General features: G+C 31.7%; 13 protein-coding genes, 1 tRNA gene and 1 pseudogene. 11 read left to right on the top strand and 4 right to left on the bottom strand.

Annotated features, from left to right (window positions below):
• Positions 1-135: 135 nt before the first annotated feature.
• The 6 genes from Q1B05_RS00075 to Q1B05_RS00050 all read left to right on the top strand — a co-directional run bounded on the left by Q1B05_RS00075 (position 136) and on the right by Q1B05_RS00050 (position 6942).
• Positions 136-873 carry a GLPGLI family protein gene (locus Q1B05_RS00075; protein ID WP_366944331.1) on the top strand — a complete coding sequence of 246 codons (738 nt, stop codon included), beginning with the start codon at positions 136-138 and terminating at the stop codon, positions 871-873.
• A gap of 61 nt (positions 874-934) precedes the next feature.
• Positions 935-1099 (top strand): hypothetical protein, encoded by a 165-nt coding sequence (locus tag Q1B05_RS00070; RefSeq protein WP_299776451.1) that lies wholly within the window; start codon positions 935-937, stop codon positions 1097-1099.
• Between the two features lie 783 nt (positions 1100-1882).
• Positions 1883-2617: a GLPGLI family protein gene (locus Q1B05_RS00065; RefSeq protein WP_299776450.1), complete on the top strand. Its 735-nt coding sequence runs from the start codon at positions 1883-1885 to the stop codon at positions 2615-2617.
• Positions 2618-3268: 651 nt separating this feature from the next.
• Positions 3269-3505 (top strand): hypothetical protein, encoded by a 237-nt coding sequence (locus Q1B05_RS00060; protein ID WP_299776449.1) that lies wholly within the window; start codon positions 3269-3271, stop codon positions 3503-3505.
• Between the two features lie 61 nt (positions 3506-3566).
• Positions 3567-4250 carry a GLPGLI family protein gene (locus Q1B05_RS00055; protein WP_299776448.1) on the top strand — a complete coding sequence of 228 codons (684 nt, stop codon included), beginning with the start codon at positions 3567-3569 and terminating at the stop codon, positions 4248-4250.
• Positions 4228-6942 carry a carboxypeptidase regulatory-like domain-containing protein gene (locus Q1B05_RS00050; protein WP_299776447.1) on the top strand — a complete coding sequence of 905 codons (2715 nt, stop codon included), beginning with the start codon at positions 4228-4230 and terminating at the stop codon, positions 6940-6942. The genes Q1B05_RS00055 and Q1B05_RS00050 overlap by 23 nt, the downstream gene beginning before the upstream one ends.
• Here the strand turns inward: Q1B05_RS00050 and Q1B05_RS00045 are convergent.
• Positions 6939-7691 (bottom strand): UDP-2,3-diacylglucosamine diphosphatase, encoded by a 753-nt coding sequence (locus Q1B05_RS00045; RefSeq protein ID WP_299776446.1) that lies wholly within the window; start codon positions 7689-7691, stop codon positions 6939-6941. The genes Q1B05_RS00050 and Q1B05_RS00045 overlap by 4 nt on opposite strands.
• Before the next feature lie 138 nt (positions 7692-7829).
• Positions 7830-8282, bottom strand: coding sequence for a 6-carboxytetrahydropterin synthase (locus Q1B05_RS00040; protein ID WP_299776445.1), 453 nt, complete (start codon positions 8280-8282; stop codon positions 7830-7832).
• A 140-nt stretch (positions 8283-8422) separates the two neighbouring features.
• Between Q1B05_RS00040 and Q1B05_RS00035 the strand changes: the two genes are divergently transcribed.
• Entirely contained in the window at positions 8423-9064 is a 642-nt protein-coding gene (locus Q1B05_RS00035; protein WP_299776444.1) for a 2OG-Fe(II) oxygenase, read from the top strand.
• A gap of 102 nt (positions 9065-9166) precedes the next feature.
• Here the strand turns inward: Q1B05_RS00035 and Q1B05_RS00030 are convergent, their stop codons facing one another.
• Together Q1B05_RS00030 and Q1B05_RS00025 are read right to left on the bottom strand one after the other, a co-directional pair.
• On the bottom strand, positions 9167-9334 hold the full coding sequence (locus Q1B05_RS00030; protein WP_299776443.1) for a hypothetical protein: 168 nt from the start codon (positions 9332-9334) through the stop codon (positions 9167-9169).
• Positions 9335-9597: 263 nt separating this feature from the next.
• The gene (locus tag Q1B05_RS00025) at positions 9598-10920 is read right to left on the bottom strand and encodes an MATE family efflux transporter (RefSeq protein ID WP_299776442.1); all 1323 of its coding nucleotides are present in this window, start codon (positions 10918-10920) and stop codon (positions 9598-9600) included.
• Positions 10921-11063: 143 nt separating this feature from the next.
• On the opposite strand from Q1B05_RS00025, the gene Q1B05_RS00020 reads away from it, so the two are divergent.
• The 4 genes and pseudogenes from Q1B05_RS00020 to Q1B05_RS00005 form a co-directional block, all read left to right on the top strand.
• Positions 11064-11137 (top strand) — tRNA-Ala (locus tag Q1B05_RS00020).
• 718 nt (positions 11138-11855) lie between these two features.
• A complete protein-coding gene (locus tag Q1B05_RS00015; RefSeq protein ID WP_299776441.1) occupies positions 11856-12026 on the top strand; it encodes a hypothetical protein in 171 nt (56 codons plus the stop codon).
• A 443-nt stretch (positions 12027-12469) separates the two neighbouring features.
• Complete coding sequence (locus Q1B05_RS00010; protein ID WP_299776440.1) at positions 12470-13966, top strand: helix-turn-helix domain-containing protein; 1497 nt, start codon at positions 12470-12472, stop codon at positions 13964-13966.
• Between the two features lie 714 nt (positions 13967-14680).
• Positions 14681-17448, top strand: a pseudogene (locus Q1B05_RS00005) (hypothetical protein); the annotation flags it as partial.

Here is a 17448-nt window from a genome sequence, read left to right as displayed (position 1 = left end):
GTTGGTTTTTAGTGTTTTTCGATGAAAGGCATCCTTTGACTCATTCTTTTAATAATTTTTTGTTTAGGTTTGATAAACTTCTTGCTTGCATAGATTATGTTAAATGCCACTCAGTTCTTCAAGCCAAATTAAACTCTGTTTCAGGTTATTTCTTGTCTGATTATATTCAGTATGTATTCTATAGCAGCTAAAGCTCAAACGGCGTATAAAGTGAATTATCATATTTCTGAGATTAAACTGCATGGTTCTGTAGATAATTTAGATGAACGAGGAAAACAGTTAACAAGAGAAGTTCGCGAGCAGGCAAAAGCAGTAAATTATAATTTAATAGCGACAAAAGAGGAATCCTTTTTTGAGGCTGAAGATAAATTACAATCTGATAGTGATTCTCCGAAAACACAAATGCTTATAAAATTAGCAAAACGATTTGCTTCTTTTAATGAACAGGTTTATTCTAATTATGCTACAGATAGTATCATTTTTAGCAAAAGATTAGCAGGACAAGATTTTAAAGTTAAACAAAAGGCATATAATTTTAATTGGAAGATTTCAACATCTCAAAAAAACATATTAGGATATAATGTAATTCAGGCTACAGGTAAATATTATAACCCAGTATTAAATAAGGAATTTAGTATTGAAGCTTGGTTTGCTCCATCCATTCCTCTGCAAGCTGGTCCAGACATTTTTATGGGTTTACCTGGTTTAATAGTAGAGGTGCATCTTAAAGGAGCAGTGGTAACTGCTAGAAAAATTGATATAATACCTAATTTAAAAGTTCAAAATATTGAAGATACAAATACATCAAATGAAAAGGAATATGAAGATATAATTGGCGGTTTAAATAAGAAATTAGAACGGTATTTAGATTAAAATTGTTACTTTTTAAAGTCTAAAATAGCTGGTTTAGTGTTAGAATAAAAATTATAAAACTATGCTTAAAAAAATAATATTGCTATTATGTTTTGCTTTAATAAGTACGACGTGTTTGTGCGCCCAAACCATAGCGTTTTCAGGTCAAGTTACAGATAGTCTTAACAACCCTTTAGAGTATGCTAATTTGTTAGCGGTTCCTAAAGCCGATCAAGTCGCTGTATAATTTGGAATTACAGATCAAAATAGGACGGTTTCAAATTTTTAGAAATATTTTTTAACCACTGCTAGCGATTGTATTATAATAGAATTTTTGTAAAAATGGATGTTATTACGGTTTTACCGTAATAATAAAAGCTATTTTCGATGAATTGCTCAGTTTTTTAACATAAAATTGTTTTTTTTGTTTCAGTAAACAATAGATTTGAATGTCTTAAAATAGTATTAGCTTCAATTGAAGCAGTTCTAGTTTTTTACTTATTAAAACGGTTTTTATGTTGTAATTATTTAACAGTATGCCGATTTTAAATTATGCTTTTGAATCGGTAAATTTCTTTATAAGACAATCTTTTTGGTTGTCATTTGATAGCTCAATAAGAGTAATTAAATTATCAGCCAGCTTATGGAATTTAACAGAACAATGTAAATTGACTCTCTGAAAATGTAAACAATTAAAGGTCGAAAAATAACCGCTCTAGACCTTAATGGAGCATTAATCTTTATTAATATAAAAAAGTTTATGGCATTTTTATTAATGTCAAGTATCGTTTTTGCAGGGTCAACTGCTGAAAGTACAAAATGCTTTGATATGGCTGATGCAGCAGCAACAGAGATTGGTGATATGTTTGGATTATCACACGCCTATGAACACAATGTGTTTCTTGCTGTATATGATACTTGTGAAGCTAATTAGTAATTAGACTAATTATGCCGTTTAATTTGCATAGGTAATTGTAAGTGCAGTTATCTATGCTATTATCCTAAAAAAATAATAAACTTAAAATTATTTATGAAATCAATTTTAGTTCCAATTTTAGTTTTGTTTTCCTTCGTCTCTTTTAGTCAAGATATAGGAGGTTATGCCATTTATAAAAAGAAAATAAATGTTTCTAAGGAAAATATTGAGTCAAATAAAAACATAAGCTATCAGTTGAAGCAATCTTTAAAGTCAATAGATAAAGTTGTTGATGAATTTGAATATGAATTAGTATTTAATACTAAAATTGCTAGATACTCCAAAACAAGGGAGCTTTCTATAGATAATGCTGATCAACTATCTCAAAAATTAGCTAATTCCATTATTGGAGTTCATGGAGAGTATTATTACGATATGGTTAACCTTTCTTCTGTTAATGAAGTCAGTGATTATGGAGAAACTATTTTAGTTCTTAAATCATCAAAAGAAAACAAGTGGGTTTTGACAAAAGAAAGCAAAACCATAAATGATGATTTGTGCTATAAAGCAACAACAAAAAAGACAGTGAATACAAGAGATGGGGAAATTACGAGAGAAATTATAGCGTGGTATAATCCTAAAATAACAATACCTGCAGGGCCCGATGGTTACTTTGGGTTACCAGGGCTTATTTTTCAAGTAGAAGAAAATAATATTATAACGTATTTAATTGAACTTAAAAAACAAGAAAAAGTGCCTAAAATTAATATTCCTATGAAAGGAAAGAAAATGACCGAAGAAGAATACAATGCGTATGTGAATAAGGTTATCTCTAATTTAAGGGGATAGGTATTAAAATTAGTGTAAAGCGCAATTTTTGAACATTAAAGTTTCTTGAAGAAGGCGAAGAAATAGCTGAATCAACTCAAAAATTGATGGTAAAAATAAAGAACATACTTTCTCTTTTGAGAATTAAACTAAATATTTTCAGGAAGCTAAAAGTAACAATTCTATTTGTTTTAATAGGGTGTTCTAATTACGCCCAAACCATAGCGTTTTCAGGTTAAGTTACAGATAGTCTTAATAATTCTTTAGAGTATGCTAATTTGTTAGCGGTTCCTAAAGCCGATCAAGTCGCTGTACAATTTGGAATTACAGATCAAAATAGGACGGTTTCAAATTTTTAGAAATATTTTTTAACCACTGCTAGCGATTGTACTATAATAGAATTTTTGTAAAAATGGATGTTATTACGGTTTTACCGTAATAAAAAAAGCTATTTTCGACGAATTACTCAGTTTTTTAACATAAAATCGTTTTTTTTTCTTCAGTAAACAATAAATTTGAATGTCTTAAAATAGTATTAGATTCAATTGAAGCCGTTTCTAATTTTATTAATAGACAGTTGCAACTTAACTAGCGCTAGTTTTTAATAATTAATGGCTTCAGAAAAAAAGGCTTCAAAAAAAACTAAAACTAAACCATTAAAATTTAAAAATTATGAAAAAATTATTGAGTTTATTTATTGTAGTGTTGCTTTCTGGAAGTTTTGCAAATGCTGAAAATACTAAAGAAAATATTTTAGAAGAGGAAAATAATTCTCCTTCACAGTGTGCCTCCTGGGCTAGAGGAGTGGTAATGAATATGGCGGAGGAAAGAGATGAAGATCCAAATGGGGAGGGGTTCGATGAATACATAAGTTATTATAAGGCATTGTATCGAGGTTGTTTACATTAAAAATATTGTTTAAAGTATTGTTTGAATTTATTTCAAACAATACTTTTCTTAAAGACTAAAAATGATAAAATTAAAAACACTTATATTATGTTTTGCTTTAATATGTACGACGTGTTTGTACGCCCAAAACATAAATGGAAAAATTATTTACACAGCTTCTTATATAAAAAAGGAAACTAAAAATCCAACTACTGCAGCGTTAATAAAATCTGCCAAAGATGTAAATCTTGAATTGCTTTTTACGTCATCGGTATCGCTTTTTAAAGGAGTGAATGTTATGAGAAGTGATTTAGATACGGGTATAAATCTTACGTCTATTTTTTCAGGTTTTGAAAATCAGGTTTATAACAATTTAGAAACAAAGGAGTTTTTAAAACAAACTATAGGTCCTGATCAAGAATCCTATTTGGTGCAAAAAGAAAGCGGATTATATAAATGGACTTTAACAAACGAATCTAAACAAATTGGAAAGTATAAATGTTTTAAAGCAGTACTAAATAATAATAATACCAAGTTTCCTACTATAGCTTGGTATGCACCAGAACTACCACTTGGTTTTGGTCCAGGTTATTATCAAGGTCTTCCTGGGGTAATATTGCTTTTAGAAAACCCTCATATTGTTTTTACAGCGACTAAAGTGTCTATTAATCGTAAGGAACATGCATTTGAAATAGAAAAACCAGAAGGGGTATTAATTACTGCAGAAGCGTATAAGGAGAAATTTGGAGGCATATTTAAAGACTAAAGTTAATCTTTTTAGGAAGTTAAAAGTAACAATTCTATTTGTTTTAATAGGGTGTGCTACTTACGCCCAAACCATAGCGTTTTCAGGTCAAGTTACAGATAGTCTTAACAATCCTTTAGAGTATGCTAATTTGTTAGCGGTACCTAAAGCCGATCAGGTCGCTGTACAATTTGGAATTACAGATCAAAATGGTGCATTCAAAATAAAATTAGAAGCTAATCAAAATTACGAAGTTACCATTAGTTATTTAGGATATTCACCTAAGGTTGTAGACCTAGCTACTACAGATAAAACAAAGCTTGTAAGAGACTTCAAACTCAAAGACAACCCAAATGTATTAGATGAGGTCGAATTACACTACACGCCCCCAGTAACCGTAAAAAAAGATACTATAATTTACCTTACCGATAAATTTGTAACTGGGGAAGAGCGTAAACTACGAGAAGTCCTTAAAAAATTGCCAGGAATAGAAGTTGATAAGGCTGGTAATGTTACTGCAAACGGAAAAAAGGTGACCAAAGTTATGGTCGAGAATAAGGCATTTTTTAATGGCGGTAGTAAGTTGGCTGTTAATAATATTCCTGCCGATGCTGTAGATAAAATAGAAATATTAGAAAACTATAGTGAGATTGCAATGCTTAAAGGCTTGGAAGATAGTGATAAAACGGCCATGAATATTACCTTAAAAGAAGACAAAAAGAAGTTTGTTTTTGGAGAGATTGAAGCTGGAGGAGGTCTTAAGGAGCGTTATATTGTGCATCCTACTTTATTTTATTACAGTCCAGAAACGAACGTTAATTTTATTGGAGATGTTAATAATACAGGAGTTAAAAGTTTTACGTTTAATGACTATATGGAGTTTGAAGGTGGTGTAAGTAAACTACTAGAGCGTTCTGGAGGCTATAGTAGCTTAAAAAATAGCGATATATCTGCGTTTATAGATGCTCAGGATTATAAAGCAAATACCAACCAATTTGGAGCTTTAAATATGAGACAGTCCGTTAGTGAATCTACAGACTTAAGTGCTTATGTTATTGCTTCTAATAGTAAAACCGAAACCGAAGTTCTTACAAGTAATGATTATTTAAATAACGATACCTCTTTTATTGAAAATAGAACAGAGACAAATGAACTAAATAACCAGTTTTTGATAGGAAAATTAACTTTAGATTACGAACCGAGTTTCGATGAAGATTTTACCTACACAAGTTTTGTAAAATTAAATACAACAGATAGTGATGGAGTGATTTTAACAGAAAACCCATCGCAAAACAATCAGATACAAACCCTAGATGCTTTAGACGGATTACAGCTAAGGCAAAATTTAAGTTATAGTCGTAAATTATCGAAAGCACATACCGGAACTTTAGAAGCTAATTACACCTTTATTAAGGATAAGCCGTTTACCAATTGGTTGACAGATCAAGAGATTCTGCAAGATATTTTACCGTTAGAAGACGACGCTATTTATAATATTCAGCAAACAGTTAGGCTCAATACGCATACGTTTAATGCGCTAGCAAAAGACTATTGGGTACTTAATAACTTTAATCACTTATACACCAGTGTAGGCGTAAATTTAGCTTTTAGCGATTTTTATAGCAGCGATTTACAGCAGTTGTCTACTGGCGAAATTAATTCCTTTTCTAATGCTGGTTTTAATAACGATTTTGGATACAATATGATTGATACATACTTTGGGTTAGAGTATAAATTCATGATTGGTAAAGTAACCATTAAACCAGCAGCGTATTATCAGTTTTTCTTCTGGGAAACGGGGCAAGAATCGGAGCGAACTACGCATAATAAAGGAGTATTGTTACCAAAATTTGATGTGAAATTGGATATAAATAACAGCGAGACTATTGGATTTAAATATACCCTTAATGCAGATGTTCCGACAATTAAAAACTTAGCTACTAATTATATATTATCTAGTTTTAGTAGTGTATTTAAAGGTAATGAAACTTTACAAAACGAGCTTTACCACAGACTTGTGTTAAGCTATTATAAATTTAGTTTATTTAAAGGTTTAAATATTAATGCGAACCTGTCTTATAACATAAAAGAAAAAACGTTAAAATATATCACGCAATTAGATGGGATAGATCAATACAATTCGCTTATTCTTTTTAATCAACCAGAACAAGAACTTATGTTTTTTGGAGGTGCATCAAAAAAAATAAATAAAATCCGATATTCGTTCGATGCGCAATTAAGTTATTCTAATTTTTACCAGATTGTAAACGAGGAAACGAATAAAAATAATTCTAAGAATATTTCCGGTACACTGGGAATTGAAACACTTTTTAAAGCTGTGCCAAATTTAAAGGTAGCTTATAAAAAGTCGGCTAATATTTATACGGCTTTAGGTGATGAAACCACCTTTGGAAACGATAATATTCTTGTGGAACTAGAATATGATTTTTTAGATAATTTTATTTTTAAAGCCGATTATAACTACGATTTGTATAGAAATGATGCTGCAGGAATAAAAAACAGATTCGATAATTTAAATGCATCTTTATTTTACCAAAAGGAAGATCAGCCTTGGGGTTTTGAACTTTCTGCATCTAATATATTTGATACCCAATTTAAGCAGAATAATAGCTTTTCTTCGTTTCTAATATCGGATACGAAGACCTTTATTTTACCTAGAATTATTATGTTTAAGGTAATTTATAAGCTTTAAAGTTTTTTTAAATGCATCAATTCGCCATCAAACTCTCCATACGTGTAATACCCAATCCAATCCCCTAAATTAACGTACTTAGCGGTGTCGTTTAAAGAGATTTCCATAGGTAAATGGCGGTGACCAAACACGAAATAATCGTAAGCTTTGGTTTCTAATTTACGTTTGCAATATTGTACCAACCACTCATTATATTCGCCTAAAAATTTAGCGTCTTCATCGCCAGAAATCAGTTTGTTTTTAACCGACATATATTGGGCTATTTTAACGCCAATATCTGGATGTAACCAGCGGAATAACCACTGAAAAAACGGACTGGTAAACACTTTTTTCATGCGTTTATAGCCTTTATCTCCAGGGCCTAATCCGTCTCCATGACCTATTAAAAAGGTTTTATTATTGAAGGTGAACTCCTTAGGTTTATGATAAACTGGGATATTAAGTTCTTTCTGGAAATAATCGTCCATCCATAAATCGTGATTACCCACGAAAAAGTAAACGGGAATTCCAGAATCGCGTATTTCGGCAAGTTTTCCTAAAGTTCTTACAAAGCCTTTAGGTACTACCGTTTTATATTCGAACCAAAAATCGAATAAATCGCCTAGTAAAAATATAGCTGCGGCATCGTGTTTAACTTCGTCTAGCCAAGCGACAAATTTTTTCTCACGCGGTAGTGAGTCTTCGTGTGTTGGTGCGCCTAAATGATTATCTGACGAGAAGTATATTTTTTTGCCTTCTGGAATTTGCATGCTGTAAATATAAAAGTTTGTTCTTGGTTCGAATGAGCGTTAAGGATAGAGCAATTGTTGGAGCTCTTTTTAATGCGTTTTTGCATTTAAAAAGCGACTTGCGAAAGCCTGACCCGAAGCTTAGCGTAGGGTAACGCCCTATAAATTATCGCTTGCATACCATTCTGCAAAGCTACTATCTGTTTCCTGAAGCCTTAAAGAGTGTAATGCAATATGGCTTGGTAAATAGGTTTTTATTTTTGCAGCAAAATCTATAACCATCATCTCGCTGGTAGGCTGATAATCTACCAATAGTACATTGTGGTCGCGTTTTTCTAGTTCTCTTGCCAGCTCGATATGTGGTGTGTTTTTGTTAAATACAGTGGCGTGGTCGAAGATATCTACAATCTCACGTTTTACAATAGCTTTTAAATCGCCAAAATCTATAACCATCCCGTATTTTACGTTGGTGTTGTCTGTGATGGGTTTTCCGATAACGGTAACCGAAAGTTTGTAGCTGTGGCCGTGTACGTTTTTGCATTTTCCGTCGTAGCCGTAAAGGGCGTGTCCGGTTTCGAAAGTAAATTGTTTGGTAATTCGAATATTACTCATGATTTGATTTTTTAACAGTGCAAAGGTACCGAATTTGTAAAAGCAATTTGTTTTTAGATTACATTTGCGCACTTTTTGTGCTAAAAACGAAGTAAGTTTTTAAAATACAAAGCGTTAACTAAAATGAAAATATTCCTTTAATGACCGCTCTTTTCGAAGATTTGGTCGTTGCTGAACATCCGTTATACGAGAAGATTATAGATGATCTTCTGAGTCAGCAATACAGTATTGTAGATAATTTTTTTGATGTCAATGAAGTGTCGAAACTTCGTGATTCAATTCTTTTAAAATCGGAAGAAGATGCTTTTAAAAAGGCTGCTATTGGAAACCGTTTAAATGAAACGATAGTAAAATCCATTCGTGGTGATGTGATTTTATGGATAGATGAGCAGTGTATAAATGCGGCAGAAACCTTGTTTTTTAATAAGATAAATGACTTAGTTACCTATTTAAATAGAACCTGTTTTTTAGGGCTTTTACATAAAGAGTTTCATTATGCCATTTACCCTAAAGGGACGTTTTATAAGCGGCATTTAGATACGTTTCAGAATGATGATAGGCGAAAATTATCGTTTGTATGTTATTTGAATGATGAAGATTGGAAACCTGAAAATGGTGGCGAATTGGTTATTTACACGAATGAAAATGGTGTTGCCGTCGAAAAAATAATTTATCCGTTTCCTGGCCGTGTTGTTATTTTTGAAAGTCAGATTTTAGAGCACGAAGTGAAACCTGTTAATACGCAACGTTTAAGTATTACGGGCTGGTTAAAAACAAGATAAATTATTTGCGTCTGCCTTTGTTACGGTTATAAATATAAATAATAACGAGTATTATAGCAAGTACTAGAAAGAGTCCGTTTCCGCTTAAAAAGTTTAATATATTCATAAGTCTGTATTGTTTTTCTTGTTGTAATAAAATAAAGCATACGCTAATATAACCAACACTACAAAAGGAGCCATAGAGCCAATAAATATCCCGATTTCGTAACTAGAATCGGGTGCGTTTTTTATTTTGTCTTCTATGTTTAAGTCTTGTAAAAGTGGAATCATGTCGTGGATTTTAATCGAGGTTAAATTTAAGTGATTTTTAGATTTTAAGAACTATAATTAATGTTTATCCGAGATAATAGGGATATTCATTTTTTTCATTGCTAAAAAAATGAACCAAAAAAATCAGTTTAGCTCAAATAACCTGAAATTTAACGGTCTGTTCACTTCAAATTTTACGATATTTTTTTGATAAGTCGTAAAGTAGTGTGATTTACAACAATTTATTAAATCAAGATATATTTGAACTTATATTAAGCTGTTAATTAGGGTTTTAAAAACAGTTGTCTAAATTTTATAATTAATGGTAAGCCACGTGCAGCCATCCAGAGTGTGAAGGCGATAAAAATGGCATATAGTTTATAGTTGTAATAATCGAATAGGAGTAATGTTGGAATGAAAACCAAGAAGGTTGAAGCTAGAAGTACATTTCTTAGGTATTTCATTTTTCCTAAACCTTTAAACATGCCGTCGAAAATAAAAGCTAATGCACACAAAGGTTGCATGACTAAAACAATCCAAAAAACACTATAAAACGCATCTAAAACTTCGGGTTGTTTCGTAAAAACACGTCCGATAGGTTCGTAAAATAACCATCCTATTCCTGCTAAAATGATCCCTGTAATAATACCTAAAACAATAAGTTTATTGCTTAGTTTTATTAATAAATCTGAGCGTTTGGCTCCGAATAATTTTCCTGAAAGTATATTTCCTGCACTTGCAAAACCATCAATTAAAAACGCACCTAAAAACCAAATATTAATGGCAATAGTATAGGCTGCGATATAGTTTTTACCGTAGCTAGTAGCGTACGAACTTGCAAAATATAATGCTGTGTTTAGTGCTAATGTTCTAATGAATAAATTAAGAATCATTAGCAAGAACTTTTTGATTTCCTTACTAAAAGGCAAGGTAAGTTTTAAAGGAATGTCTGTTTTTTTATACAAATAGTAACCTGCTATTACAGCCATAATAAGCTGTGCGATAACACTTGCGTAAGCCGCTCCTTTTATGTGCATTGCGGGAATGTAATCTTGAATGCCGTAGACTAAAACAAAGTCTAAAATGATGTTAGAAACCGATCCGATTATAGCAATAATCATGGGGTAATACGTGTTCTGTAATCCGCGGAAGGCACCAAAAATGGCAAATGTGAAGAGTGTAAAAGGGAATCCGAATACTCGAATTTTATAATACTCTTGGGCGTAATCTAAAATGAGTCCCGAGGCATTGTAGAGTCTGAAAATTGATTCGGCTAAAGGGTAAGTTACCAGTATAATAACTATGCTTAACGAGGTAATTAAAAATATAGCTTGAGCAGGAAGATTTTTAACAGCATCTAATTTATTCGCTCCAACAGATTGAGAAATAATAGCGGTAATGGCACTTCTGCTTTGTCCGAGTACCCAAATTAGCATAGAAATAAACGTACCAACAATACCTACCGCCGCTAAAGATTCGGTTGGATTTAAGATTACATTTCCAATAATCGCAGTATCTGTTATCGATAAAATGGGTTCGCTAATACCTGCTATTATCGCAGGAACCGCAAGTGTATTAATATGTTTTAAAGATATAGATCTATCCAAAAGTTGTATTTTGTAATTAAAAGTAATTTATAACGTTACGAAGGTCGGATTTTTTACTTAGATGTGATAAAAAAACGTATTTTTAGAGCATAATTTTAAAAACTCACTTTAGTTCTGAAATTATATTTTAAATAAAATTTTATGGGGATGTAGCTCAGTTGGCTAGAGTGCTTGACTGGCAGTCAAGAGGTCGTGGGTTCGAATCCCATCTTCTCCACTAGTGTTAATAAGGGTTTCAAGAGATTGAGCCCTTTTTTGTTTTTATAATTTACATACTATTATCATTATGTCTTGAATATAGTATTCTTAAAAGTATAACCTAAAAATACGAGTTCTATTATAATTTCTATCTCAAACGATGGTATATAAACATTATTGAAATCTGCAATTTTACAGAAGTTGTAAGTCAGCCCTTTTTGTGAGATGATTCTTTAATAAAAATAATCACACATTTAAACGATATATACCGTTTTAAAAATTGTTTTATCAAGGTTAAATAAACAAATTTATAACCAATCAAGGACATTGTTCTTTTAAGTAATTTCTCTTTGTTTTATAAGTTTTAGCATGTCTTAAAGACTCTTTTTCTTAAAAACTACGGTTTTTCCGTAATGTAAAATGCTGATTTTTAATATTTTTCGATGAACTGCACTTTTTTTTATTTTTAAAAAGTGATTTTTTTTTAAGTTTGATTTTAAGTTTCTAATTTATAAGTTTAGAGGTTATGAAAGATGACTAAAGTGCTAATCAAAACGTCTAAAATAAAATTTTATTTATAGTCGAAATATGTATTATTAATTCATCTGTAAAAAAAAACGTAAGCTTTATAATTTTAGAAATTATAATACGACATTTTGCTTGGTTTTGTATTTATGTTAATAACAGTTTAGATAGAGAGCTTTAAAAGAAGTCATTCTATATAAACTTTTAAAAGGATGATTCATACTCGTTCTTGGGGTGTTTTTAGAGATAGAATAGGTAATAATTTAACGAGGTTTGAAATAGAATTATCAAAATATAATGAAGACTTTGTTAGCGTTAATTTATTATACTACCGTAAACTAGCTTTAATTGGAGGGTTATATTTAAATTATAACCTTCCTTAAACCCAAATTATAAAAAAAAACGATAATTAAATATCTGTATAATTACGGTTTTACCACAAGAATGTGTTAGTTGTAATTTGTATTTTGATTGGCTAATAATTACAACTATGAAATAACCCAAAACTCCAGTTTCAAATTACCTTAAATCTCATTTATAAATATAATTTATTAAACCTTCCATGATGTTTTTTATTTAATTGTATCAAAATTAGATAAGCAGTTTTATTAAAATTCCCCATTATTTAAAATAAGCAAGTACGCATGAGGCGTATTTTTGTTGATTTTTTATCATAAATCTTAAATTCAATAATTCTTAATTTTTTTGTTATTTTATTTTGAAATTATTGTTAATTATCATTGTTCTTTATCGAATATATTGGTTTAAGGTTGTTTTTTGTTTTGTAAAACTTTAGCTTTAAGAATGTCTACCAAATCAACCTCCCATGAAATATGCTATACTATTTCTTTTTTCGTTTTTAATTTATCTTCAAGAAGATAAAGATTCTAAGTATAATAAGGCTTTCTGCTCAGGTGTCGCATTAGATGTTTCGTCTGAAAATTCTTTAGTTTCTATGCGTGTTGCAGATTCTTTATTCATGTATTCAGAAAGTGATCAGAATAAAATGTACGCTTTAATGCTTAAGAGTATTGTTCTAGAACAGGAAGAAAAAAGAGGCGAGTCTATAGATTTCGCTTTAAGATCTTTAGAAATGGCTAAGCTTGAAAATAATTATTGTTTGCAATCAAGAATTTATACATTTTTGTCTAGACAATATAGAAAAATTGGCTTTGTAGATAAAGGAAAATATTTGATAGCAGAAAGTATTGCAGCGAGTTCCAAAATACAGAACAAGGAACATGCTTTAAGGTTTATAACTATGGCTAATCTTGAGTTAGTCGAATATAATATTGAAGCGAAAGAACTTGTAGATGCTATTGAATATTTAAAATCAGCTATTTTTATTTTGAAAAAGCAGAAGGATAAAAATATAAAATATTTTGATTTAGCAAACTGTGAGGAAAAATTAGCAAGATGTTACGTTAAATTGAACGATAATAAGTCGGCAATTATTCATTATTCAAAAGCAAGTTCGTTTATTGAACAATCGGCATTAGGAGAGCCTTTACTAGAAACAAGTATATATAACGGATTAGTAACACTGTATTTAGAACAGAAGCAACTAGATAGTACAAAGGTTTATATCGAGAAAAGTTTGCGGATAGCTAATCAAGAATGTAATAATTTTATAAAAGAAGAAATTTATAAGAACGCTGCAGAGTATTATCAGCGCGCTGAAATTTCGGATAGTTTTAAATTATATAGATGTAAGTATAAAACAGTTATTGCTGAAAATAAGGATCATCTCAGGATGCTTATAAATAAAGCATCTAATGAACTTAATGAGTTTCCAAAGGAAGCTCCAATTCAAGAATCTTCTGGCTCTAAAAATATTATTGCTACTATATTTTTTATTGTAATACCTTCTTTAGGCGTGTATTATAAGAGAAAAAAAGTATTCAAATATGTAGATGATGTCTTTAATGATAAAGAAAAAAAAGTGCCAGGTGTAACCTGTTCAAAGAAAACAGAAAAAATACTTTTAGATAAATTAGAAGCGTTTGAAGCTTCAAATCGGTTTTTAGATAAAAATATGTCTTCAGCTATTTTAGTAGCCCACCTTAATACTAATATAAAATATCTTAGACAAGTACTTAAGGATCATAAAGATTCAGATTTTAATACCTATATAAATAGGTTAAGAATTTTGTATATAATAAATAAGTTAAATACAAATCCCGATTATTTAAATTATAAGATAAGTTACTTAGCAGAGGAATGCGGTTTTTCTTCACACAGTAAATTTTCTACTAATTTTAAAAAGTTTACTGAGACTTCACCTTCATATTATATTAATAATTTGAAAACTAAAAGAACTTAATCCTATCTCCTTAGGTGTTAATTAAAAATAGCTGTAGTTAAAACTAATAAAATGTTGTTTTAGCTACAGTTATTTGTGTTTTAATTTTTTTTGATTAATGTTTAAAACAATGATAATATTTAGGTTTTAGATGCTTTTTTAAAGATCTGTAAAATACATATTTTAATTCTTCATTTTTAATTTCACTTAATACATACTTATGATAATGTAATCGATTTAATTCTTTGTGTAAAGAAATTGAATCGATTTTTTTATGTTACATAAATTTAATTTTCAATTATTATTTCATGCTCCATAATCTTAAAAATCAAAAAATAAATGTCTCTCTTGTTTTTTTTAAGATTGCTTATAGTTTAACATAATTTTTAACGTATTATATTAAATAAGACAATTTTGTCTTTAATCAGTTTCTTTTAACGTTTTTTTTCTTGTCTTTAAGAGGAATAAAAGCGTAAACATGTAGTTAAAATTTATAAAAAACATAATTATCTTTTTGTGTTAAGTTTTTGATTTTGAGTGCTTTATGTTTTAAACATTATCTGTTTTCAGGAAAACAGCTAAACGTAAAATTTTTAACACAATATTTAAATAATACATTAGAAATACGGTTTTTATGCCTGATAAAATGTGTTTTAATTGCTATTAATTTATCGAATAGCCATTTTATTTTAAGCAAAACCTGTTAAAGCGATAAGTCAAAATAACCCAGATTTTATGAAAAAAATTTTACTATTACTCATTTTATTTACGGCTCATGTTACCTACTCTCAAGTAGGGATCGGTACAGATATGCCAAATTCGTCGACGCAGTTAGAAATTGTATCTAGTAATAAGGGGGTTTTAATACCGCAAGTACCTTTAACTAGTCTAACAGATCAAACTACTATTTCCGCAGGAAATATTGAAAGTTTGTTGGTTTATAATACAAATACTTCCACAGGAATAAGTCCAGGATATTATTATTGGTATCAAGATCGTTGGGTAAGATTCTTGGCAAAGCAGGATTTACCAGATAACATTGTGTATTGGGACGTGGTTAATAATCAATATTCTTACATTGATGAGAATGGAGATGTACAAATTATAACAAATAGTAATGTGGAAACATTAACGTTTCTTAGTCTTAACGACGATGGAAAATCTTTAGATTATAAAGATGAAAATGGAGATGTTACTGCATTAGATATGACTAATTTGGTTAAGAACCTAGAAACGATAACAACTATTGTTGATAATGGAGATGGTACAATAACCTACTTTAATGAAAATAATGATCAGATAACTATTAATTTAGCAAATGGTCCTGCGGGAGCTGATGGTGTAGATGGAGTCGGAATAGATTCAACCACAGACAACGGCGATGGTACGTTTACTATTGTTTATACAGATGGATCTACATTTACGACTGCAGATTTTACAGGTGCACAGGGTGTTGCGGGAGCAGATGGAACAGACGGTGTAGATGGAGTCGGAATAGATTCAACGACAGATAACGGTGATGGTACGTTTACTATTGTTTATACAGATGGTTCAACTTTTACAACGGTAAATTTATCAGGAGCAGATGGAGCCGATGGAGTAGGCATTACTTCAACGGTAGATAATGGAGATGGTACATTCACAATCACATATTCAGATGGCTCAACATTTACAACTTCAGATTTCACAGGTGCGCAAGGTGTTGCTGGTGCAGATGGAGCTGATGGAACAGATGGCGTTGGAATAGATTCAACAACAGATAATGGTGATGGTACGTTTACTATTGTTTATACAGATGGATCGACTTTTACAACGGTAAATTTATCAGGAGCAGATGGAACAGACGGCGTAGGCATCACTTCAACGGTAGATAATGGAGATGGTACATTCACAATCACATATTCAGATGGATCTACATTTACGACTGCAGATTTTACAGGTGCACAGGGTGTTGCCGGTGCAGATGGAGCAGATGGAACAGATGGCGTCGGAATAGATTCAACAACAGATAACGGCGATGGTACGTTTACTATTGTTTATACAGATGGTTCAACTTTTACAACGGTAAATTTATCAGGAGCAGATGGAACAGACGGTGTAGGCATTACTTCAACGGTAGATAATGGAGATGGCACATTCACAATCACATATTCAGATGGCTCAACATTTACAACTTCAGATTTCACAGGTGCACAAGGTGTTGCTGGTGCAGATGGAACAGATGGCGTCGGAATAGATTCAACAACAGATAACGGTGATGGTACGTTTACTATTGTTTATACAGATGGATCGACTTTTACAACGGTAAATTTATCAGGAGCAGATGGAACAGACGGCGTAGGCATCACTTCAACGGTAGATAATGGGGATGGCACATTCACAATCACATATTCAGATGGCTCAACATTTACAACTTCAGATTTCACAGGTGCACAAGGTGTTGCTGGAACAGACGGTGTAGATGGCGTTGGAATAGATTCAACAACAGATAATGGTGATGGTACGTTTACTATTGTTTATACAGATGGTTCAACTTTTACCACAGTAAATTTATCAGGAGCAGATGGAACAGACGGCGTAGGCATCACTTCAACGGTAGATAACGGCGACGGTACCTTTACAATCACATATTCAGATGGCTCAACATTTACAACTCCAGATTTTACAGGTGCACAAGGTGTTGCTGGAACAGATGGAACAGACGGTGTAGATGGAGTCGGAATAGATTCAACCACAGACAACGGCGATGGTACGTTTACTATTGTTTATACAGATGGTTCAACTTTTACAACGGTAAATTTATCAGGATCAGATGGTACTGACGGTGTAGGCATTACTTCAACGGTAGATAATGGAGATGGCACATTCACAATCACATATTCAGATGGATCTACATTTACGACTGCAGATTTTACAGGTGCACAGGGTGTTGCGGGAGCAGATGGAACAGACGGTGTAGATGGAGTCGGAATAGATTCAACCACAGACAACGGCGATGGTACGTTTACTATTGTTTATACAGATGGTTCAACTTTTACAACGGTAAATTTATCAGGAGCAGATGGAGCCGATGGAGTAGGCATTACTTCAACGGTAGATAATGGGGATGGCACATTCACAATCACATATTCAGATGGCTCAACATTTACAACTTCAGATTTCACAGGTGCGCAAGGTGTTGCGGGAGCAGATGGAGCTTCAGCTTACGAAATTGCAGTAGACGGTGGTTTCACAGGCACGGAAGTCCAATGGTTAGCATCATTAAATGGAGCTGACGGAACAAATGGTATTGATGGAATAAACGGTGTTGACGGAACGGATGGATTAACGCCAACTATTGGAATAAATGGTAATTGGTTCATTGGAACAACAGATACAGGAATTGCAGCAACAGGAGCTGCGGGTGCAGATGGTGCTGCTGGAACAGATGGATTAACGCCAACTATTGGAATAAATGGTAATTGGTTCATTGGAACAACAGATACAGGAATTGCAGCAACAGG

Source organism: uncultured Formosa sp., from assembly GCF_947500765.1.
Taxonomy (GTDB): domain Bacteria; phylum Bacteroidota; class Bacteroidia; order Flavobacteriales; family Flavobacteriaceae; genus Formosa.
This window is presented reverse-complemented; position numbering and strand designations above follow the sequence as displayed.

Bases quoted from the DNA above. Each gene is read 5' to 3' on its own strand.
- Q1B05_RS00010 (WP_299776440.1), top strand. From the start codon at position 12,470: ATGAAATATGCTATACTATTTCTTTTTTCGTTTTTAATTTATCTTCAA.
- Q1B05_RS00055 (WP_299776448.1), top strand. From the start codon at position 3,567: ATGATAAAATTAAAAACACTTATATTATGTTTTGCTTTAATATGTACG.
- Q1B05_RS00070 (WP_299776451.1), top strand. From the start codon at position 935: ATGCTTAAAAAAATAATATTGCTATTATGTTTTGCTTTAATAAGTACG.
- Q1B05_RS00015 (WP_299776441.1), top strand. From the start codon at position 11,856: ATGATTCATACTCGTTCTTGGGGTGTTTTTAGAGATAGAATAGGTAAT.
- Q1B05_RS00065 (WP_299776450.1), top strand. From the start codon at position 1,883: ATGAAATCAATTTTAGTTCCAATTTTAGTTTTGTTTTCCTTCGTCTCT.
- Q1B05_RS00060 (WP_299776449.1), top strand. From the start codon at position 3,269: ATGAAAAAATTATTGAGTTTATTTATTGTAGTGTTGCTTTCTGGAAGT.
- Q1B05_RS00045 (WP_299776446.1), bottom strand. From the start codon at position 7,691: ATGCAAATTCCAGAAGGCAAAAAAATATACTTCTCGTCAGATAATCAT.
- Q1B05_RS00030 (WP_299776443.1), bottom strand. From the start codon at position 9,334: ATGATTCCACTTTTACAAGACTTAAACATAGAAGACAAAATAAAAAAC.
- Q1B05_RS00035 (WP_299776444.1), top strand. From the start codon at position 8,423: ATGACCGCTCTTTTCGAAGATTTGGTCGTTGCTGAACATCCGTTATAC.
- Q1B05_RS00040 (WP_299776445.1), bottom strand. From the start codon at position 8,282: ATGAGTAATATTCGAATTACCAAACAATTTACTTTCGAAACCGGACAC.